At 53.8% G+C, this 20,896-nt stretch carries 23 protein-coding genes and 1 pseudogene; 10 read left to right on the top strand and 14 right to left on the bottom strand.

The genetic code is table 11. The annotated features are described in order from the left end of the window. A pseudogene (locus HP459_RS10755) lies at positions 1–96 on the bottom strand (ProQ/FINO family protein); the annotation flags it as partial. Between the two features lie 96 nt (positions 97–192). Beyond that, positions 193–690, bottom strand: coding sequence for a GAF domain-containing protein (locus HP459_RS10750; protein WP_006811006.1), 498 nt, complete (start codon positions 688–690; stop codon positions 193–195). A gap of 132 nt (positions 691–822) precedes the next feature. Here HP459_RS10750 and yebS point away from each other — a divergent pair, with 132 nt between their 5' ends. From yebS to HP459_RS10730, 4 genes are all read left to right on the top strand, one after another. After that, positions 823–2,106: a membrane integrity lipid transport subunit YebS gene (gene yebS, locus HP459_RS10745; RefSeq protein ID WP_022648459.1), complete on the top strand. Its 1,284-nt coding sequence runs from the start codon at positions 823–825 to the stop codon at positions 2,104–2,106. Continuing rightward, complete coding sequence (locus HP459_RS10740; protein ID WP_171936195.1) at positions 2,075–4,708, top strand: PqiB family protein; 2,634 nt, start codon at positions 2,075–2,077, stop codon at positions 4,706–4,708. The genes yebS and HP459_RS10740 overlap by 32 nt, the downstream gene beginning before the upstream one ends. Positions 4,709–4,785: 77 nt before the next feature. Continuing rightward, the gene (gene rsmF / locus HP459_RS10735; RefSeq protein ID WP_218969412.1) at positions 4,786–6,228 is read left to right on the top strand and encodes a 16S rRNA (cytosine(1407)-C(5))-methyltransferase RsmF; all 1,443 of its coding nucleotides are present in this window, start codon (positions 4,786–4,788) and stop codon (positions 6,226–6,228) included. 104 nt (positions 6,229–6,332) lie between these two features. Then, a complete protein-coding gene (locus tag HP459_RS10730; protein ID WP_006811010.1) occupies positions 6,333–6,572 on the top strand; it encodes a YebV family protein in 240 nt (79 codons plus the stop codon). A gap of 34 nt (positions 6,573–6,606) precedes the next feature. Here HP459_RS10730 and pphA read toward each other — a convergent pair whose 3' ends face one another. After that, positions 6,607–7,251, bottom strand: coding sequence for a protein-serine/threonine phosphatase (gene pphA, locus HP459_RS10725; RefSeq protein WP_063147815.1), 645 nt, complete (start codon positions 7,249–7,251; stop codon positions 6,607–6,609). A 167-nt stretch (positions 7,252–7,418) separates the two neighbouring features. Between pphA and HP459_RS10720 the strand changes: the two genes are divergently transcribed. Then, positions 7,419–8,399: a DUF535 family protein gene (locus HP459_RS10720; RefSeq protein WP_171936193.1), complete on the top strand. Its 981-nt coding sequence runs from the start codon at positions 7,419–7,421 to the stop codon at positions 8,397–8,399. A 45-nt stretch (positions 8,400–8,444) separates the two neighbouring features. After that, positions 8,445–8,642 carry a hypothetical protein gene (locus tag HP459_RS10715; protein ID WP_032609507.1) on the top strand — a complete coding sequence of 66 codons (198 nt, stop codon included), beginning with the start codon at positions 8,445–8,447 and terminating at the stop codon, positions 8,640–8,642. Between the two features lie 124 nt (positions 8,643–8,766). On the opposite strand, the gene HP459_RS10710 is transcribed toward HP459_RS10715, so the two are convergent. The 3 genes from HP459_RS10710 to yobA are packed head-to-tail and all read right to left on the bottom strand — an operon-like array spanning position 8,767 to position 10,364. After that, positions 8,767–9,105: a YebY family protein gene (locus HP459_RS10710; RefSeq protein WP_022648464.1), complete on the bottom strand. Its 339-nt coding sequence runs from the start codon at positions 9,103–9,105 to the stop codon at positions 8,767–8,769. 16 nt (positions 9,106–9,121) lie between these two features. Beyond that, positions 9,122–9,991, bottom strand: coding sequence for a copper homeostasis membrane protein CopD (copD, locus tag HP459_RS10705; RefSeq protein WP_023300432.1), 870 nt, complete (start codon positions 9,989–9,991; stop codon positions 9,122–9,124). Between the two features lies 1 nt (position 9,992). Further along, positions 9,993–10,364: a CopC domain-containing protein YobA gene (yobA, locus tag HP459_RS10700; RefSeq protein WP_023300433.1), complete on the bottom strand. Its 372-nt coding sequence runs from the start codon at positions 10,362–10,364 to the stop codon at positions 9,993–9,995. Positions 10,365–10,501: 137 nt separating this feature from the next. Between yobA and HP459_RS10695 the strand changes: the two genes are divergently transcribed. The 3 genes from HP459_RS10695 to exoX all read left to right on the top strand — a co-directional run bounded on the left by HP459_RS10695 (position 10,502) and on the right by exoX (position 12,169). After that, positions 10,502–10,732: a DNA polymerase III subunit theta gene (locus tag HP459_RS10695; protein ID WP_003859784.1), complete on the top strand. Its 231-nt coding sequence runs from the start codon at positions 10,502–10,504 to the stop codon at positions 10,730–10,732. A 111-nt stretch (positions 10,733–10,843) separates the two neighbouring features. After that, complete coding sequence (locus HP459_RS10690; protein ID WP_045623249.1) at positions 10,844–11,482, top strand: nitrilase-related carbon-nitrogen hydrolase; 639 nt, start codon at positions 10,844–10,846, stop codon at positions 11,480–11,482. A gap of 24 nt (positions 11,483–11,506) precedes the next feature. After that, positions 11,507–12,169, top strand: coding sequence for an exodeoxyribonuclease X (gene exoX, locus HP459_RS10685; RefSeq protein WP_022648468.1), 663 nt, complete (start codon positions 11,507–11,509; stop codon positions 12,167–12,169). Here exoX and ptrB read toward each other — a convergent pair. Both ptrB and HP459_RS10675 read right to left on the bottom strand, forming a co-directional pair. Next, complete coding sequence (gene ptrB / locus HP459_RS10680; protein ID WP_171936192.1) at positions 12,151–14,226, bottom strand: oligopeptidase B; 2,076 nt, start codon at positions 14,224–14,226, stop codon at positions 12,151–12,153. The two genes, exoX and ptrB, sit on opposite strands and share 19 nt — an antisense overlap. 75 nt (positions 14,227–14,301) lie before the next feature. Further along, positions 14,302–14,952: a tellurite resistance TerB family protein gene (locus tag HP459_RS10675; protein ID WP_022648470.1), complete on the bottom strand. Its 651-nt coding sequence runs from the start codon at positions 14,950–14,952 to the stop codon at positions 14,302–14,304. 172 nt (positions 14,953–15,124) lie between these two features. On the opposite strand from HP459_RS10675, the gene purT reads away from it, so the two are divergent. Continuing rightward, the gene (purT, locus tag HP459_RS10670) at positions 15,125–16,303 is read left to right on the top strand and encodes a formate-dependent phosphoribosylglycinamide formyltransferase (protein WP_023300436.1); all 1,179 of its coding nucleotides are present in this window, start codon (positions 15,125–15,127) and stop codon (positions 16,301–16,303) included. Between the two features lie 61 nt (positions 16,304–16,364). Here purT and HP459_RS10665 read toward each other — a convergent pair whose 3' ends face one another. The 6 genes from HP459_RS10665 to HP459_RS10640 form a co-directional block, all read right to left on the bottom strand. Continuing rightward, the gene (locus HP459_RS10665) at positions 16,365–17,759 is read right to left on the bottom strand and encodes a hypothetical protein (protein ID WP_171936191.1); all 1,395 of its coding nucleotides are present in this window, start codon (positions 17,757–17,759) and stop codon (positions 16,365–16,367) included. Next, entirely contained in the window at positions 17,759–18,016 is a 258-nt protein-coding gene (locus tag HP459_RS10660; RefSeq protein WP_023324870.1) for a PAAR domain-containing protein, read from the bottom strand. The genes HP459_RS10665 and HP459_RS10660 overlap by 1 nt, the downstream gene beginning before the upstream one ends. 12 nt (positions 18,017–18,028) lie before the next feature. Further along, entirely contained in the window at positions 18,029–18,748 is a 720-nt protein-coding gene (locus HP459_RS10655; RefSeq protein ID WP_171936190.1) for a hypothetical protein, read from the bottom strand. A 3-nt stretch (positions 18,749–18,751) separates the two neighbouring features. Beyond that, positions 18,752–19,459 (bottom strand): hypothetical protein, encoded by a 708-nt coding sequence (locus tag HP459_RS10650; RefSeq protein ID WP_171936189.1) that lies wholly within the window; start codon positions 19,457–19,459, stop codon positions 18,752–18,754. A 3-nt stretch (positions 19,460–19,462) separates the two neighbouring features. Continuing rightward, positions 19,463–20,170: a hypothetical protein gene (locus HP459_RS10645; protein WP_171936188.1), complete on the bottom strand. Its 708-nt coding sequence runs from the start codon at positions 20,168–20,170 to the stop codon at positions 19,463–19,465. Between the two features lie 3 nt (positions 20,171–20,173). After that, on the bottom strand, positions 20,174–20,896 hold a 723-nt coding region (locus HP459_RS10640), incomplete at its 5' end, for a DUF3274 domain-containing protein (protein ID WP_171936187.1).

Genomic DNA, 20,896 nt, shown 5'->3' with positions numbered 1-20,896 from the left:
ACGCGCTTCACCTTCAGCGCTGAAGCACTGCGGGAAACGCTCGGCCAGAAATGCGATAACTTCTTTACTGCTATTCAACTTAGGTTGATTTTCCATGAAATTTCCTGATTACAACGGACGTTGCCAACAAGCGCAGGCATGAACAGGCGACATTATAATGACGCTATCAGTAAATGCTACGTTATCCGTTGATTATCCTGCGACGCTCGCAAAGAATTTATGATAATCGGTCTCTGCCAGAACATTTTCCAGGTTTGCGGCCAACGCGCGCAGCCCCTGCTCATCCTCGGCAGTAAAGCGGCTGAAGACCGTGCTGTCGATATCCAGAACGCCAATAATCTGATTTTTAACCACCAGCGGCAGTACGATTTCAGAATTGCTGCTGGCATCGCAGGCAATGTGGCCGTCAAACGCATGTACATCTTCGACACGCTGAACCTGACGGGTCGCCACTGCGGTACCGCACACGCCGCGACCTACCGGGATGCGTACGCAGGCGAGTTTCCCCTGGAAAGGCCCCAGCACCAGCGTGTCGCCTTCCAGCAGATAAAAGCCCGCCCAGTTCACGTCAGAAAGGCGTTCGAACAGTAACGCACTGGTATTTGCCAGAGTGGCTAAGAAACTGGTTTCCCCTGCCATTAATGCCTTAAAATCGCGATTCAGATCCGCGTAGAATTCTGTTTTGTTCATTATTCAATCACTTAGTTATCTTACATAATTACCGCATAGCCTATTAAAATAAGCATTAAATGCGCTCATGCTCAAGATGAATCCGTTCATGAGTTATTATAACTTTCAACAATACTTATCTGTGTGCGACTGATGGCCCTAAAAACACCCCAAATTACGCCGACAAGAAAGATCGTTGTCCGTACGGTAAGCCAGGCTCTGCCTCGTGCACATTATCAGCGTTGTCCCCAGTGCGATACGCTTTTTATGTTGCCGAAGATGAAATCGCACCAAAGTGCTTTTTGCCCTTGCTGCGATGCCAAAATTCGCGACGGCCGGGACTGGTCATTGACGCGTCTGGCGGCAATGGCGGTTACCATGCTGCTGCTGATGCCGTTCGCCTGGACCGAGCCGCTGTTAAAGCTCTACCTGCTTGGCGTGCGTATTGACGCTAACGTATTGCAGGGGATCTGGCAGATGACGCGCGAGGGCGATCCGCTCACCGGCGCTATGGTGCTGTTCTGCGTCGTCGGCGCACCGCTGGTGCTGGTCGCGGCAATTGCCTACCTGTGGTTTGGCAACATTCTGGGGATGAACCTGCGCCCTGTCCTGCTCATGCTGGAAAAGCTCAAGGAGTGGGTGATGCTGGACATCTATCTGGTGGGCGTCGGCGTGGCCTCCATTAAGGTGCAGGATTATGCGTTTTTACAACCCGGCATTGGCCTTTTTGCGTTTATTTCACTGGTCCTGCTGAGTATTTTGACCCTGATTCATCTGAATGTTGAACAGCTTTGGGAGCGATTTTACCCTCAGCGTCCCGCGACCCGGCCTGATGAAAACCTGCGCGTCTGTCTGGGGTGCCATTACACCGGTTTTCCGGATAAACGCGGGAGGTGTCCTCGCTGCCACATTCCGTTAAGATTGCGGCGCAACAACAGCCTGCAAAAATGCTGGGCGGCGCTTATCGCCTCACTGATATTTTTATTCCCGGCCAATATGCTGCCGATCTCCGTAATTTATGTGAACGGCGCCCGACAGGAAGATACTATCCTTTCGGGGATTATCTCTCTGGCGCACAGTAACGTGGGGGTTGCCGCCATTGTGTTCATCGCCAGTATTCTGGTGCCCTTTACCAAAGTGGTGGTGATGTTTACGCTACTTATCAGCATTCACTTTAAATGCGAACAAGGACTACGCACCCGTATCCTGCTTCTGCGATTCGTGACCTGGATTGGTCGCTGGTCGATGTTGGATCTGTTCGTGATTTCGCTGATGATGTCGCTCATCAATCGCGATCAGTTACTTGCTTTTACCATGGGACCCGCAGCTTTTTATTTCGGCTCTGCGGTGATATTGACTATTCTTGCAGTGGAATGGCTGGACAGCCGCTTACTTTGGGACGCACATGAGTCAGGAAACGCCCGCTTCGCCGACTGAAGCGAGAATTAAAACAAAACGCCGCATTTCGCCATTCTGGTTGCTGCCTGTCATCGCGCTGATGATCGCAGGCTGGCTTATCTGGACGAGCTATGAAGATCGCGGAAGTACCATCACGATTGATTTCCAGTCTGCGGACGGCATTGTCGCCGGACGTACCCCCGTTCGCTTCCAGGGGGTGGAAGTGGGTACCGTGCAGGATATTTCCCTCGGCAAAGGGCTGAACAAAATCCAGGTCCGGGCGAGCATTAAGTCTGACATGCAGGATGCCCTGCGCGCCGAAACGCAGTTCTGGCTGGTCACGCCTAAAGCCTCCCTGGCCGGCGTTTCCGGGCTGGATGCGCTTGTGGGCGGTAACTATATCGGCATGATGCCTGGCAAAGGTGAGCCACAGGATCACTTTGTTGCGCTGGATACCCAGCCGAAATATCGGCTGAATAACGGCGATCTGATGATCCACCTCCGCGCGCCGGATTTGGGCTCGCTGAACAGTGGTTCTCTGGTCTATTTCCGCAAAATTCCGGTTGGCCGCGTTTACGACTACGCCATTAACCCGAACAAAGATGGCGTGACCATTGATGTACTGATCGATCGCCGTTTTACCAACCTGGTAAAAAAAGGCAGCCGCTTCTGGAACGTCTCCGGCGTCGATGCTGACCTGAGCTTAAGCGGTGCGAAAGTGAAGCTTGAGAGCCTGGCGGCGCTGGTGAATGGCGCTATCGCCTTCGACTCACCTGCTGACTCCAGCCCTGCCGCCGCAGAGGATACCTTTGGTCTGTACGCCGACCTGGCACACAGCCAGCGCGGTGTCATCGTCAAGTTGACCCTGCCGGATGCCAAAGGCCTGAAAGCCGGTTCGACCCCGCTGATGTACCAGGGTTTAGAGGTCGGGCAACTGACAAAATTAACCCTCAACGCGGGCGGCTCCGTTACCGGCGAAATGACGGTGGATCCGAGCGTTGTGGACCTCCTGCGGGAAAAAACACGCATCGAGCTGCGTAATCCGAAGCTCTCCCTCAGCGACGCCAGCATCAGTTCCCTGCTGACGGGAAGCACCTTTGAGCTGATCCCCGGTGAAGGTGCGCCGAATAAAAACTTTGTTATCGCGCCGGCGGATAAAGCCCTGCTGCAAAAACCGGGCGTGTTGACGGTTACGCTGAATGCGCCGGAAAGCTATGGTATCGAAGCCGGGCAACCGCTGATCCTGCACGGTGTGCAGGTGGGCCAGGTCCTCGAACGTAAGCTGTCGGAAAAAGGGGTCTCCTTCTCCGCCGCCATCGATCCGCAGTATGGCAACCTGGTCCACGGCGACAGTAAATTTGTGGTTAACAGCCGGGTCGACGTGAAGGTGGGTCTGGACGGCGTTGAGTTCCTCGGCGCCAGCGCCAGCGAGTGGGTTAACGGCGGGATCCGCATTCTGCCGGGCAGCAAAGGCGCGCTGCGTGAGAGCTATCCACTGTTCGCCAATCTGGACAAAGCCATTGAAAACAGCCTCGGCGACCTGCCGACCACCACGCTGACCTTAAGCGCTGAAACGCTGCCGGATGTCCAGGCAGGCTCCGTCGTGCTTTATCGTAAGTTTGAGGTCGGAGAAGTGATCACCGTTCGTCCTCGTGCGGACGCGTTTGATATCGAACTGCATATCAAGCCGGAGTATCGCAAGCTGCTCACGCCAAACAGCGTGTTCTGGGCTGAAGGCGGCGCGAAAGTGCAGCTCAATGGCAACGGGCTGACCGTACAGGCGTCTCCCCTCTCCCGTGCCCTGCGCGGTGCGATCAGCTTCGATAACCTGAGCGGCGCGGGCGGCAACATGCGTAAAGGTGACAAGCGGATCCTCTTCCCGTCTGAAACCGCGGCGCGCGCCGTCGGGGGACAGATTACCCTGCACACCTTTGATGCCGGTAAACTGGCAGAAGGCATGCCTATCCGCTATCTCGGAATTGATATCGGGCAGGTTCAGAAGCTGACGCTGATCACCGCGCGCAATGAAGTTCAGGCTACCGCCGTGCTTTATCCGGAATATGTACAGACGTTCGCCCGGGCAGGCTCGCGCTTCTCGGTGGTTACGCCGCAAATTTCTGCCGCAGGGGTTGAGCATCTCGACACCATACTTCAGCCGTACATTAACGTTGAACCGGGTCGGGGCAACGCGCGTCGTGAGTTTGAGTTGCAGGAGGCGACCATCACCGATTCCCGTTATCTGGACGGTCTGAGCATTGTGGTTGAAGTACCGGAAGCCGGTTCGCTGGGCATCGGTACGCCGGTCCTGTTCCGCGGTATTGAAGTGGGGACAGTAACAAGCCTGACGCTGGGTAATCTGTCCGATCGCGTGATGGTTGGCCTGCGCATCAGCCAGCGTTATCAGCATCTGGTTCGCAACAACTCAGTGTTCTGGCTCGCTTCAGGCTACTCGCTGGACTTCGGCCTGACCGGTGGCGTGGTCAAAACGGGGACCTTTAACCAGTTCATTCGCGGCGGCATTGCCTTCGCGACGCCGCCTGGCACGCCTCTGGCGCCTAAGGCGCAGGCAGGAAAACACTTCCTGCTGCTGGAAAGTGAACCGAAAGAGTGGCGCGAATGGGGAACGGCGCTGCCGCGTTAATCTCGCAGGCTCCGGTGTCAACGCGCCGGAGCCTTTATGTTACACTGCGCGCCTGAATGTTTCCCTGTGGTGTGCCCGTGGCTCAAAACTCCGTATTTCTTCCTGAACAATTCCTCGCACAGATGCGCGAGGCGCTTCCTGCTCATCTCTCTTTCGACGATTTCGTCGCCGCCTGCCAGCGCCCTTTGCGTCGAAGTATTCGCGTCAATACGCTGAAAATCAGCGTCGGAGCGTTTCTGGATCTCGTCTCCTCCTACGGCTGGCAGCTGACGCCGGTGCCGTGGTGTGAGGAAGGGTTCTGGATCGAGCGGGATGACGAGGAGAGCCTGCCGCTCGGCAGCACCGCCGAGCACCTGAGCGGGCTGTTTTATATTCAGGAAGCCAGCTCCATGCTGCCGGTTGCCGCGCTGTTTGCCGACGGAAACCAGCCTGAGCGGGTGATGGATGTCGCGGCGGCGCCGGGCTCTAAAACCACGCAAATTGCCGCCCGGATGAACAACCGCGGCGCGATCCTCGCCAACGAATTTTCCGCCAGCCGCGTCAAAGTCCTGCACGCCAATATCAGCCGCTGCGGGATCCACAACGTCGCGTTAACACACTTCGACGGTCGCGTGTTTGGCGCTGCCTTGCCGGAAGCTTTTGATGCCATCCTGCTCGACGCTCCCTGCTCCGGGGAAGGCGTAGTGCGTAAAGATCCTGATGCGTTAAAAAACTGGTCCGTTGAAAGCAACCTGGAGATCGCCGCCACGCAGCGTGAACTGATCGACAGTGCGTTTCATGCCCTGCGCCCCGGTGGAACGCTGGTTTACTCCACCTGCACGCTGAATCGCGATGAAAACGAGGACGTCTGCCTGTGGCTCAGGCAACGCTATGCGGATGCCGTCGAGTTTCTGCCGCTGGACACCCTCTTCGATTCGGCCAGTCACGCGGCCACCCCTGAAGGCTTCCTGCACGTCTTCCCGCAGATTTACGATTGCGAGGGGTTCTTTGTCGCACGACTGCGTAAAACCCGCGCCGTCGATCCGCTGCCTGTCCCTAAGTTTAAGGTCGGCAACTTCCCGTTCGCGCCGGTCAAAGGCCGTGAGGCGGCACAGGCGCAAGCGGCTGCCAACAAAGTGGGACTGCACTGGGATGAGAGCCTGCGCCTCTGGATGCGTGACAAAGAGCTGTGGCTGTTCCCGGTCAACATCGAACCGCTGATTGGTAAGGTGCGTTTCTCCCGCCTCGGTATTCGCCTGGCGGAGATCCACAACAAAGGCTATCGCTGGCAGCACGAAGCGGTCATTGCGCTGGCCGGCAATGAGAACTCCTTCGCCCTGACGCATCATGAAGCGGAAGAGTGGTATCGCGGTCGTGACGTTTACCCGGAAGACGGCCCGTCACAGGATGAAGTCATTGTGACGTATCAGGGCTATCCGCTCGGGCTGGCGAAAAAAGTCGGCTCGCGGCTGAAAAACAGCTATCCGCGTGAACTGGTACGCGATGGTCGCCTGTTTACCGGTAACAGCCGCACTGACTGAAAAAACGCATTTTTTTACTGGCGATTTCGCTCTCCTTGTCTAGGATCAAAAATGGATGACTGCACTGGTCATACCAGATTTTGGGCAACAAACCGGAGAGCATTATGACGAAAACCAGCGTACGCATTGGCGCTTTTGAAATCGACGACGCTGAATTGCGCGGCGAAGCACAAGGTGAACGAACGTTAAGTATTCCCTGCAAATCCGATCCGGATTTGTGCATGCAACTGGACGCCTGGGATGCAGATACCAGCGTCCCGGCGATCCTTGATGGGGAACATTCCGTTCTGTACCGTGAACATTACGACAGTAAAACCGATGCCTGGGTCTTGCGTCTTGCATAACCCAAAGAGAACCCGCCCGAAGGCGGGTTATTTATTACTGAAGCTGCGCCAGCGTCAGAACGCCCCCGAACACCGCTCCCGTATCAATGTAGTGCAGATTGTTGAAATCGTAGCGCTTGTCCACAGGCGTATGTCCGAACCAGAAGTGATCCGCACCGCTAATGCCCTGCCCTTTACCCACCATAAAGCCCATTAACCGGTCGCGATCCCACAGCACCCGCTGGGCATCTACCGGCTTATGCCAGGCATATTCGGCGGCGGGATAATCCGCATGAGCAATCACGTTCAGCCCGTTTTTGCAGGTTATTTCAATAATGTGCGGTAAGTCCCGACACGCGTCGAGTAAATCCTTCGCCTGCTTTTGTTGAGCGACCGTAAGCCCGGTAAACCAGTTACCGCCATTTATCTTCCAGAGACTAAAATCATTATTTTCAAGCGCATCTAACGCCATTTGCTCGTGATTACCGCGTACCGCATAAAACCACTTTTCCTGCATCAGCTGTAAACATTTCACGCTGTCGGGACCGCGGTCGATAATATCCCCCACCGAGATAAGCAGATCCGAAGCAGGATTAAAATGCCGTCGTTTCAGCTCATCCATAAGCCACTGATAGCAACCATGAATATCGCTGACAACCCAGACATGACGCCAGTGTTCTCCCTCTATTTTCTGATACATAACGCCTCCTGTAAGAAGTATAGCTGCCACAGAAAATGTCATGAGCCGACGATCGATATCGCGAATCCAAACAAACCATAAACCAGCCGGAAATAAAGATCGCTGCGCTATTAATCCCTTATTCCCTGGCCTTTAAAATAGTGCGGAATAAAAAGAGGGATTTTCACGTGTCAAACATACACCTGCAAAACGATGTTTTTTATCCGCATCGCACAAATATTATTTCTGAACTGTTGAGAGGGAAACGCGTTCCCGGCCCAATCTGGCACAAACGTGATTACCGGTTAAAGTTCCTTCTGCGCTCGCTTTTATTCTGGTCCTCCACCCATCGCATGCTGGAGGCGCTATCCGGGCGCGATGATTTCGACAGGCTGATCACCTCTCAAATTACCTTGCCGAGCAAAACTCACCGCCAGTATCTGATGCGTGGCCTGAACTCAAACGACCGGGCCGATGCTATCGTCAGCCACTATCAGTGGATTGATAGTCTGAAAAATACCGCCCTCACCCACGCGCTGACCAATCCGCAAGAGGTGCCGGTTGTCCGGTTCGAGGCAAAAAACGGCGAAATCTATACCGTCCACGCCTCGTCCGCAGGTAAGGCTGAACGTGAAGGCGAAAGCACGCTTTGGCTGCATGACAATGACAACACGCTGCTTGCCAGCCTGACGTTCTGTGTCGCACGCAGTAACGGCCGTATGGTGCTGGTGATCGGCGGCCTCCAGGGTCCCCGTCGTCATGTTTCACGGGAGGTGATTAAGCAGGCTACCCGTGCCTGCCATGGGCTTTTCCCGAAACGCGTGCTGATGGAGGTGATCTTCCAGCTTGCCTCACGCTCGAACATCAGCGCGATTTTTGCCGTCAGCGATGAAGGCCATGTTTTCCGCGCGCTGCGCTACCGTCTGAGCAAAGGGCGTCATTTTCACGCCAGCTACGACGAGTTCTGGGAAGGCCTGAACGGAAAGAAACTCTCCCCCTTCTGCTGGCAGTTGCCGCTCCAGATGGAGCGTAAAGCACTGGAGGAGATTGCCAGCAAAAAACGCGCCGAATACCGTCGCCGCTTTGCGTTACTTGATGATATTGCGGCTTCCGTACATGCGCGCATTGATCCCGCAGTCGTCTCAGGCAAAATACAAACAAAAATTTAACAAAACAGCCAAAAAGGACTGGACTTACGCCTGCCGGGTTGTGGTATGTTTGAAGCAGGCGCACAGGAAGTGAACCTTCTGCTGAGACGAAAACCGGATTTTATCGTTTATTTTCATGCAGATAAAAAGAGACCGAATACGATTCCTGTATTCGGTCCAGGGAAATGGCTCTTGGGAGAGAGCCGTGCGCTAAAAGTTGGCATTAATGCAGGCTCAATCGCCTTGCCCTTTAAGAATAGATGACGACGTCAGGTTTTCCAGTCCACAGTAAAAGTGGTCTGAAAAAAAGCGTCAGAACATCACTAAATGTGAAAAACCGCAGAGCTTTTACAAGCACCTGCGGTTTTTTTTACTGGAAACCTGACGGCTAGCAGAGCTTTTTAGCGCGCTCAATAAACGGTGCCAGACTCTTCTTCTGCCCGGGGTTTGCCGGGTCATCCACCTGGATCACGCTGACAGGCTGTCCGTTACTTTTCCCGCTGGCAACCTGCTGCTCCGCTACGTCATTTAACGGATACTGCACGAGCGTACTGGGATTGATGACATACAGCGCGTTACCGGGACGGCAGGTGAGCATGACCTCTTCACGATTAAATGCCCAGTTGTCCTTACCCACTTCAAACCGGCTGACGGTGATGACCTGCGGCGCGGCCAGCGCACTGCTGGCACAGGTGAGAAGTAAAAGAGAAAGCAGTGTCTTTTTCATAAGTTATTAAACCTTGTCAGAAGGGTTCCCAGGTCGCGAACAGGCTGACGGCCGCCAGTACCAGCGCGCCCAGCACCACTTCTGCCTGTGTCATCCTGATAAAAATCTGTTGTTCCCGCCCGGCATCAGGGCGAAAGCGTGGCACAAGAAAATACCGATTCGCCAGCGCAATTGCCACCATCATGATGACCAGCGCACATTTGAACAACAACAGCCGTACATAAGGCGCTTCCCACGGCACGTCTATGCCCACAATAAAGAGCGTATTGATTATCCCGGTCAGCAGCACGCCCGCCACGGCGTAATGCCCCACACGGGAGAAGCGCATCATGGTAAAGATAGCGGCTGGCTGCCAGCGGCCTTTCGCCAGCCGCATACAGAACAGCAGCGGCAGTAAACCGCCCACCCAGGTGGCGGCGCAGAGCAGGTGAAGCGCATGGTTCAGACGATGCAACGCACCCGGCGCGCCACCGTTCATCGCGGCATGTCCCACGCCCGCCAGCAGCACCAGTTGCCCCATCGCGAGCAGTAACAGCCGTGAGCCCTTTTGCGGGGTAAGCCATGCAGCACCCGCGGTCACAGCGGCCAGCACCATTTGCCACAGCCAGACGCCACCAAACTGCGTGCCCAGCACGCTGCGCCAGACCGCCGGGCGAATGACATCACCCCAGCCGTTGCCCATTAACCCACTTTGCAGGCCGAACATCAGCAGAGCAGCCATCAGGCTGATTAAGGCCGCGATATTCTGCTGGCGCTGGAAACGCTGCGTCATGAGGCGCTGCAACGAAGACGGTGCAAACCAGACACTGTATAACGCGTTGCCGAACAGTAGTATCAGCGCAACAAAATGGATAAAGCGAAACGCTACGTAGCTCAGGGCCAGCATACTATTTCACGCTAAAGTGATAGCTGCCCTTGGTTTTGTGGCCGTCCACGGAGACCACATGCCAGTCCACCGTATAGGTGCCGGTCGTCAACGGTTTCTCAAGAGGAACAATCAGCTTTGCGTTATCCTTCTCGTCACGCTTCACCGCGCCGGTCTGGATTTTGTGCTGCTGCGCGTCCGTCACCACGACGCCGCTGAAGGCAGGTTCAATGCCTTCCGAGAAATTCAGGGTAATGACGTCGGGTGCCGTCGCGACGGTATTTTCCTGCGGGGATTGTTGCTTAAGGTGCGCATGGGCCAGAGCTGATGGCGCGATTGCCGAAGAGAGCAGAAACACCAGCGCACACGCGACGCGGGAAGGGGTAAAGTGCATCACAATCATTCCTTTTCGTTATGCCTGAATGCTAAAGAATAACTCTGTATAATTAACGAGTCGAGGAACATCCTTTGCTCCCTTGTCATCGTTGAACAATCGCGGTAACGTTGCCGCCGCAGAAAAAGGAGAAGGAAATGAACGTTAACCTGGCCGCCCTTCCTCAGGACGAGATGGACAAAGTGAATGTCGATCTCGCCGCCGCGGGGGTCGCATTTAAAGAGCGTTACAACATGCCCGTCGTGGCTGAAGTGGTAGAGCGTGAACAACCCGCGCATCTGCGCGACTGGTTTCGCGAACGTCTTATTGCGCATCGCCTCGCCTCCGTTAATCTCTCGCGCCTGCCGTACGAACCTAAAGTTAAATAAGCTTAACGTCCCGTTACACTTCCTTACGCGTTATGTGGCAGGATAAGAAAACCCTGATAAATTTAGGTGTAATCTTAAAATCCCAGCGACTTAGTGTATAAGGAAGTCACGATGTCACGATGGACTATTGCCGCGGCTCAGTATGCTCCGCGGCACAACTGTGTTGATGAGCACGTAAAACATCACCTGCACTTTATTGACGAGGCTGCCTCGCATGGGTGCGATTTAGTCGTCTTTCCGGAGCTTTCGCTTACCGGCCCTGGCGGAACAACCTTACCCCCACCCCCTGACGATTTGCAGCTTGCCCCCCTCCTTCACGCGGCGCAGTCACGTTTCATCACGGTGATTGCCGGTATTACTCTCCAGCAACAGAAAGGACTCGCGCTATTCACCCCTAACCTGTCGACCATCCGGCGTTATCCGCAGGGTAACGGTGCGGGTGTTATTCCTGGCAATAAACGGTTAACCATCGTTGATAATCAGGCTGACGCCCCGGAACTGGACCCAGAGGCAACGCTGTTCACCAGCAGCCTGGCGGTGGGTGAGCAACGCTGGCGGCAATCCATCAGTTCGTTACAACGCTTCGCGCATAAGTACGCCATCGCGGTATTAATGGCGAACGCGCGCAGCGGTAGCGCGTTATGGGATGAAAAAGGTCAGCTGATCGTGCGTGCCGATAAGGGAGAGTTGCTGTTAACCGGTTCTTTGGGCCGACAGGGTTGGCAAGGGGATATCATTCCATTAGGCTAGGCATTTTAGGATCAGGAGCGATCAATGCTGCGCGTCATCGATACCGAAACCTGCGATTTGCAGGGTGGAATTGTGGAAGTCGCCTCTGTCGACGTGGTTGACGGAAAGATAGTCAATCCAATGAGCCACCTGGTGCGCCCGGACCGTCCCATCAGTGCGCAGGCGATGGCAATTCATCGCATTACGGAATCGATGGTGGCGGATAAGCCGTGGATTGAAGAGATCATCCCTCTTTACCACGGTAGCCAGTGGTATGTCGCCCATAACGCCAGCTTTGACCGCCGCGTGCTGCCGGAGATGCCCGGTGAATGGATTTGCACCATGAAGCTGGCGCGCCGTCTGTGGCCGGGGATCAAATACAGCAATATGGCGCTGTATAAGTCGCGCAAACTAAGCGTGCGGACGCCGGAAGGGCTGCATCATCACCGCGCCCTCTATGACTGCTACATCACCGCAGCGCTTCTGATTGATATCATGAATACTTCCGGCTGGACGCCGGACGATATGGCGACCATTACCGGCCGCCCCGCCCTACTGACCACCTTCACGTTCGGTAAATATCGTGGAAAACCGGTATCGGAAGTGGCGGACAACGATCCGGGCTATCTGCGCTGGCTGTACAACAACCTCGACAGAATGAGCCCGGAACTGCGCCTGACGCTGAAGCATTATTTAGGCGAAGCCTGAGTTCCCGCGCGGCCTGGCAGCGTATCCTGCGCCAGGCCAATCAAAAAGGCGTACTCCAGCGCCACCCCTTCATAGGATTTAAATCGCCCTGATTTCCCTCCGTGCCCCGAGTCCATATCGGTACACAGCAGCAGCAGATTATCGTCAGTTTTTAGCTCACGCAGCTTCGCCACCCATTTCGCGGGCTCCCAGTACTGCACCTGGGAATCGTGCAGGCCGGTGGTCACCAGCATATGCGGATAGGCTTTCGCCTCGACGTTATCGTACGGGCTGTACTCTTTCATGTAGCGGTAATAGGTTTCATCCTGCGGGTTCCCCCACTCCTCAAACTCCCCGGTGGTCAGCGGAATGGTTTCGTCCAGCATGGTCGTCACCACGTCCACAAACGGCACCTGAGCGATAACGCCTTTAAACAGTTCAGGCCGCTGGTTTACCACGGCTCCCATTAACATGCCTCCGGCGCTGCCCCCCATGCCAAAGCAGAGTTGCGGATCGCCATAACCCTGCGCGATCAGCGCATCGCAGACATCAAGGTAGTCATTGAAGGTATTTTTCTTTTTGAGAAATTTTCCGTCTTCATACCAGTGCTGACCCAGCTCGCCGCCGCCGCGAATATGGGCAATCGCATAAACAAAACCGCGGTCGAGCAGGCTCAGCCTGCTGCTGCTGAAATCGGCGTCCATGCTGGATCCGTAGGAGCCGTAACCGTAGACGAGGATGGGGTTTTTACCTTTGTTGAAGTGATCCTTGTGGTAGACGAGAGACACGGGGACTTCAACGCCGTCGCGCGCGGTCACCCACAGGTGTTCACTGCGATAATTTTCCGACTCAAATCCCCGGACCTCAGCCTGTTTAATCACCTGACGCTGCCCGGTGTCCATATCCAGCTCAAACAACGTGTCCGGGGTAGTCATTGACGAATAGCCGTACCGCAGGCGGGACGATTCCGGTTCCGGATTAAAGCCGATCCACGTCACGTAAGCCGGGTCATCGAACGCAATGCCCACCACTTCGCGGGTTTTGCGGTTGATTTGGCGAATACTGGTCAGTCCGCGCTGACGCTCTTCCACCACCAGCCAGTCGGTAAACAGGGTGAACCCCTCCAGCATCACCTGATCGCGCGCAGGAATTAACACTTCCCACTTCCGTTCATCGCGCACTTTGGTTTTATAAAGGCCAAAGTTTTTGCCCTCGCGGTTCGAACGCAGGTAAAAGCTGTGCTGGAAGTGATCCAGACTGTACTCATGATCTTTACGGCGCGGCAGGAAGCATAACGGCTGGGCATCCGGCAGTTCGGCATCCAGCAGCAGCACCTCAGAGGTGGTGGCGCTGGCAAGGAAGATAATCACGTAGTGGCGAGACGAGGTTTTATGCAGGCTGACGTAGAACGTCTCGTCTTTTTCTTCATACACAAGCTCATCGTCGGCGGAATCAGTCCCCACCGTATGACGCCAGACCTGATAAGGCAGCAGCGTTGAGGCATGCTTTTTAACGTAGTAGACCGTTTCTGAATCGTTACCCCAGACGAAATCGGGGGAGACATTATCCAGCATTTCGGGATACCAGTTTCCCGTTTCAAGATTGCGGAAACGCAAACCGTACTGGCGGCGGGAGAGGTAATCCTCAGCCAGCGCCATAATGGCGTTATCGGGGGAAATGGACATGCCGCCCAGCGTATAAAACTCACTATGGGCAGCACGTTTGTTAGCATCCAGCAGGATCTCCCATTCGTCCCACTCGGCGCTCAGCACAGACTGGCGCTGGTAGATGGGATATTCGTTTCCCGGCTCATAAATATGGCGATAGCGATAACTGTTTTTGCACCACGGGGCAGAGACATCACGCTGGGGGATACGCTGCACCATTTCGTTCAGGAGCTGATCCTGAAGCGCCTGCTGGCTGGCCATGACCTGGCGGCCATAGTCGTTTTCCTCGTGCAGATAGTCGAGCACCTCTGGCCGGGAACGAGAATCGTCCCGCAGCCAGTAGTAGTTATCGATACGCGTATCGCCATGCGTGGTGATCGCATAAGGAGTACGTCGGGCTTTTGGAGGCATGGCATTCTTACTTTTTCGTTTTACATCCTATAAGGTTGGCAAAACACGCGTATGATGCAAGCGAAACATGGCCTTCTAGCCCGCGAGGGTCTGCTTCTGCTGCTGAATATCCTGCTCAATTCCCTCACGAACGTCCTGTGGGATCTTCAGCGCATCACCCAGGGCGTTCAGGTAGCTGCGCTCCATAAAGTGATCGATATCGATGGCAGCACAGCTCAGAAAATAGAGTTCCAGTGCCTCTTCTTCGTTTTTCACGCTTTGCGCCAGACGCTGCGGATCGAGCGGCTGTTCGATGGCCTGCGCCACCAGCGCCCTGCCCTGCTCCTCAACGCCCGCTTCCCGCATCTGCTGTTCAATTGCGGCACGTTCACTGGCATCAATATGCCCGTCGCTCTTGGCTGCAAAGACCAGGGCGAGGATCAGACGCTCGGTGCGTAAATCTAACGGCGATACCTGCTTCCCGTACTGCGGTTCATCCTGATGCGCGTTGCGCACCTTGTCTTTGTATTTGTTCCATAAGACGGAGCCTGCAATAGCCCCTCCGCCCGCCAGCAGCGCGCCGGTACCGTATTTGGTAAGCAGTTTCCGCGATGATTTATTGGCAACCAGCAAACCGGCCAGCCCGCCGAGCGCACCCGGCACAAGCAGCTTGCTCAGACCCTGCTCGCCGGACGACGAGCCTTTTTGTCCCAACAGGGATTGCAGTTGATTCATCCAGCCTGACATATTTTTCCTCACGTAACAGTGCGTAACCTTCACAGCCTAAGCGAGCGGGTGTCAGGAAATGTCTGTCAGTGCTAAAGAAGCGCAAATTTCTCCCCTGTCCGGGTTATCCCTATACAAGACAGACGCAAACGTTTTCGTTTATACTGCCCGCATCTTTTTCAGGGGGATTTTTATGACTCGTTTAGGAACTGCGCTGCGTCCTGCCGCGACGCGCGTCATGCTGTTGGGATCGGGTGAACTGGGTAAAGAAGTGGCCATTGAATGCCAGCGTTTGGGTGTGGAAGTGATTGCGGTGGACCGTTATGCGAATGCACCCGCCATGCACGTCGCGCATCGCTCGCACGTCATCGATATGCTTGACGGTAATGCCCTGCGGGCGTTAATTGCCGACGAAAAACCGGATTTCGTGGTACCTGAAATTGAGGCCATTGCCACTGAGATGTTGGTTGCCCTTGAACAGGAAGGCCAGCGCGTGGTGCCCTGTGCCACAGCGGCAAAACTGACCATGAACCGGGAAGGCATTCGTCGCCTGGCGGCAGAAGAATTACAGCTCCCGACCTCCAGCTACCGTTTTGCCGGGGATAAAGCTGCGTTTCTCCAGGCCGTAGAGGAGATTGGCTACCCGTGCATCATTAAGCCGGTAATGAGCTCCTCTGGCAAAGGGCAGAGCTTTATCCGCGACAGCAGCACGCTGGACAAAGCCTGGGACTATGCCCAGCAGGGCGGCCGTGCCGGTGCCGGGCGCGTCATCGTAGAAGGCGTGGTGAAATTTGATTTTGAAATTACCCTGCTCACCGTCAGCGCCGTGGATGGCGTTTATTTCTGCGACCCGATTGGTCATCGCCAGGAAGACGGCGATTATCGCGAATCCTGGCAGCCGCAGCAGATGAGCGCGCTGGCGCTGGCACGCGCGCAGGAGATCGCCCGCAAAACGGTGCTGGCGCTGGGCGGCTACGGCCTGTTCGGCGTGGAATTGTTTGTTTGCGGCGACGAGGTGATCTTCAGCGAAGTCTCCCCTCGCCCGCACGATACCGGGATGGTCACACTGATTTCGCAGGATCTCTCTGAGTTCGCGCTGCACGTACGTGCTTTCCTCGGCCTGCCGGTTGGCGGCATCCGTCAGTACGGCCCGGCAGCCTCGGCGGTGATCCTGCCGCAGCTGACCAGCCAGAATGTCACCTTTGATAACGTCGAAGGTGCGGTTGGTGCAGGCTTACAGGTCAGACTGTTCGGCAAACCGGAGATCGACGGAAGCCGTCGTCTGGGCGTGGCATTAGCAACCGGGGAAAACGTGGACGAAGCCGTCGCGAGAGCGAAAAAAGCGGCCACTGCGGTAAAAGTGACAGGGTAAATAACTAGAGGCTGGTCAAGTAAGCGACCAGCCACATAGCATGATTAACGTTGTTTCGTTTCTATCGCTTCCATTCGTATTCCATGTCCTCGTAGGCTTCATTCGTTTTCGAGATGAAAACAAAACTACCGAGGCCTATAAAAATAACGAAGGGAATGATTATGCTCGCAATCAGTTCCCAGATTGCTGGCGGATCGTTTTGCGCCAGGAAACTGATACGATAGGCAATGAGGGATAACACGCAGAATAAAGCCGCCATCCCCGCAGGATAAAGGGGATTACTCCAGTTACACCAGGTAAGTTTATTTGGGATAGCTGTCTTCATGGAGGAAAGTGCAGTAATACAAAATTTGTTTTTGTCTGAATATGCTACCAGTTGCTCCCCCTGGGCATATTTGACCGCATCCGCCGCAAATGCCAGAGCCAGCCACCGATACCCGGCACTTTTTGCGCCCAGAGAGGCATCGATATCCAGCCGTTCCACCGTGAGCGCTTTTTTGTCCAGTGCCTGCATTAATGGATATTTTTCGATACGGGACAGCCCGGTATACCAGAGATTTTTCGGCGTAAGTACCGAACCCGTCTCAAGGAAGACCGCCATTTTGTCCTCTACATCGGTCACATCAGACATAGGCTGATATAAATATACCGGTTTTTCGCCCTCCTCCCGGACATAATGACTGGTCAGCAGGAATGCACATGCATTTTCCATGCTCTTTGATTCGCCGCGTTCTTCATGTAAATGAACGATAACAATCAGCCGGTTTTCAACTCTGTAATCAGATAAGTTCATCCATTGGCTAACGATCGCGTAGTCAGGGCATTCTGTGCTGTACTCAATTTTACACGTGCTGGCCGTTTCAATACCCAACCGCTCCAGAGTGCGCCTCAGTTCATCAATGCAGGATCCACTCCCTCCGTGAACCCAGACAACGGTTTCAAAAATACGGTAGTTATAGTCCTTCAATTTTTCTGCCATCGGATCCAGTAAGCGGTAAAACATCTGTTCATTCCTGGTCTGGTCGAAGCGATCTTCCAGCTGAATATTAACCGGCGTTTTCGGTGCCAGCGGAAATTCGCCTTCCAGTTTCAACATATTCAGCGCGGGTTGCTCCAGGGGGGTGATTGCAGACCATGCTGCGATAGCGATATTTTTTCGCGCATACGCCTTTAAATTAATCTCCTGCTCTTTTGCTATGAATTTTCGGGTTTCAGCATAATGAATGTTGGCGTCATGAAATATGAAACTTGTAAAAACTAACAACGACACAACACAGATGGGCAGAATAACTGAAGGCACAAAAAAGAGAGCCGTAATGTGTTCCTGTTCAGGCCAGGTGAGAGCCCGGATCGCGAGGCCCATTGCGACGGCTATCACATAGAGGAAAACAATCATGACGACTGGCACAGTGGAATCCGGGTCTGGCTGTTTTTTGTATAACCACCATGCGCGCATTACGAAGCTCCCGCCACAGGTAAGGTACTTTTGATTTCACATCCACACGCCGCGCGACAGCCATCTACCACAACCCCACGGCCATGCATGGTCCAGGTTGGGTGACATTCAGTGATTGCGAACGTCCCTTTATGGAGCGGACACTGCGCAAGATCATCTTTTAATGCCACGGGCTGACCCATAAAGTCTGCCCCAGAGGCCTTAGTGACTTTTCCTCCGCTTATCAGCGGATCGTTTAACCTAATGACGCCTTTCATCGCTTTATCTCCCTATTTTCCCGCATCCATGTTGCATTGCATGTGCTCCCAGCCGGTATAGCCTTTCACGTCGGGTACGCTGTCGGGTAAATCTTGCCAGTTAGCCTTAAGTTGCTGCGTGCTGCCCTCGAGCCCCTGCTTAGTCATGTAGACCATTCCCCACGCCCAGCCAGGGGAACGGGGGTCCAGCTTCCCGCTTACTTTATTTCCCATTCCGTCATCCACGGTATAGGCAATCCCCGGCCCGCCGGGCAGAATCCGCGGGTCTTCAAACGGTTTTGACGACATATACAGCCGGTGTTTGGTTAGTAGAAAACCCTGATCGTTGACGACGGTGAAAGATATGACATCATCATAATAAGGAGCGTTACTTCCATCAGGTTCATTGCTCCCTGGTGACATAGATGCACCACCTCTTTCCCACGTTTTCCCATAGTCTTTTGATACTGAAAAACCACCAGTAACATTTCCCCACCACGGAATAGCAAGATAGTGCTCTGAAGGATGCACGAATTTTTTGGTGAAGATTCGATAAAACTGACTGGCAATTTGTGAATGGATACCTTTCTTAGTATCGCTAAACCAGAGTTCACCTTCGCAATCCCAGCCTTTCAGTTCGAGATAACGATGATCATCGAACCGGTAAACAACCTGTGTCGGCGGTTCTTTCGCCTGGCATCCGGTTGCCAGCACAACGGACGTAGCTGCGAGAACGGTACATAATCCTTTCATCAGTTATCGCCCCGCATCCATATCACAGCGCATATGATCCCAGCCGGTATAGCCCTTCACGTCGGGTACGCTGTCGGGTAAATCTTGCCAGTTTGCCTTAAGTTGCTGCGTGCTGCCCTCAAGCCCCTGTTTAGTCATGTAGACCATTCCCCAGGCCCAGCCAGGGGAACGGGGTTCCAGCTTCCCGCTGACTTTATTTCCCATTCCGTCATCCACGGTATAGGCAATCCCCGGCCCACCTGGCAGAATGCGCGGGTCTTCAAATGGCTTAGATGACATATACAGCCGGTGTTTGGTCAGTAAAAAGCCCTGATCGTTGACGACGGTGAAAGACACTGCATCTTCTGCGGGTGCTCTGTTATCTCCATTTGGTTCATTACCCGCTGGGGAAAAACCGACAGCTGTCCATGTTTCGCCAAAGTCTTTCGATACATGAAACCCATCCACCTCCCAGTTAGGAATTGAGATATATCGTTCTGATGGATGAATAAACTTACGGGTAAATACTCGATAAAATTGAAAATAAGGCTGTGAATGAATACCCCTTTTCGTATCTGTATACCAGAGCTGGCCTTCACAGCCCCAGCCTTTTAACTCAAGGTAGCGATGATCATCAAACCGGTAAACTATCTGCGTCGGTGGCTCTTTCGCCTGGCATCCGGTTGCCAGCACAACGGACGTCGCTGCGAGAACGGTACATAATCCTTTCATCAGTTATCGCCCCGCATCCATATCACAGCGCATATGATCCCAGCCGGTATAGCCTTTCACGTCGGGTACGCTGTCGGGTAGGTCCTGATAGTTTGTCTTAAATTGAGCTATATCTTCGTGCAGACCTTCTTTGGTGATGTAATCCAGCCCCCAAGCAGGACCAGAAGAACCGGGTTCCAGCTTCCCGCTGACTTTGTTTCCCATTCCGTCATCCACGGTATAGGCAATCCCCGGCCCGCCGGGCAGAATCCGCGGGTCTTCAAACGGTTTTGACGACATATACAGCCGGTGTTTGGTCTGTAAAAAACCCTGATCGTTGACGACGGTGAAAGAAATAATATCCTCATAGGATGGTTGGTTAGTACCATCGGGCTCATTAGGCCCTACCGAAAAAAACTGGGGAGACCATGTTTTACCATAATCTTTTGAAATCATTGTTCCTGGGTCATCCCAGGTGGGTATGGCAATATATCGTTCAGAAGGATGAACAAATTTTTTGGTGAAAATCCGATAAAATTGGCTGACGGGCCTGGTATGAATACCCCGAAGAGTATCCGTATACCAGAGTTCACCTTCGCAGCCCCAGCCTTTCAATTCGAGAAAACGGTGATCATCGAACCGGTAAACAACCTGTGTCGGTGGCTCTTTCGCCTGGCAGCCCGTCGCCAGAACAATGGTAGTAATCGCCAGTCCTATAAATAATGTTTTCATGCTCTATCCTTGAACTAGTTGGCTCTCACTTTTGGGTTTAGGCATATCCCATTGCAGATTTGTCATTACCTGATTTCCTGCGGTTAGATCTCGGGACGGTTTTATAGTTGAAGAATTGTTAAAATGATTTTTCACACCATAGTCGCCTTTCGGTAGTACCTTATCAGGCCAGTTCATATAAAATTTAGTTTGTGTCTCTGGTAATTTTCCGCTTCGATAATATTCTAATGCTGGTTCATAACCGTTCTGCGGATCGCGCCAGTCCGCACGATGTAACAACCCTTCCCAAAATTTCCCCGCCTGATAATCGAATGATTTGCACTGCCCAATAGCCAAATCAAACGCCATAGCGTGCGATGGCGCAAATTCGCTCATCACAATAGAGGAGTGCTGGCTGTAGCCTACCGGGTCAATTTTCTGCCATTCCGCTTGCAGTTCTTCCGGTGTTTTCTTCCAGGTAAGGGTAACTAACTGAAAATCACGCGAACCTGACACCTCACCATAAATAACCTCATGCTTGCGTTCAAAACTCTCTTCTTTAAGCTCTGAAGCAGATAAAACGTGACCAGGCTGCCAGCCAATATTTTGATAGCGGTTCACAGCAAAGGTTGTCGTTACCGTGCGCTTAATGGCGCTGGCTTTGGCGGAATAGGAAATGTAGGCGTCCGGGCTGTCCGGATCGACATAATAGGTATACGGTTTATCACTGGTTTTATGATCGTTATC

The organism is Enterobacter sp. CM29, from assembly GCF_013179605.1.
GTDB classification, from domain to species: domain Bacteria; phylum Pseudomonadota; class Gammaproteobacteria; order Enterobacterales; family Enterobacteriaceae; genus Enterobacter; species Enterobacter intestinihominis.
Note: the sequence above shows the minus strand (reverse complement) of the source record. Positions and strands in the feature narration are given on the sequence as shown.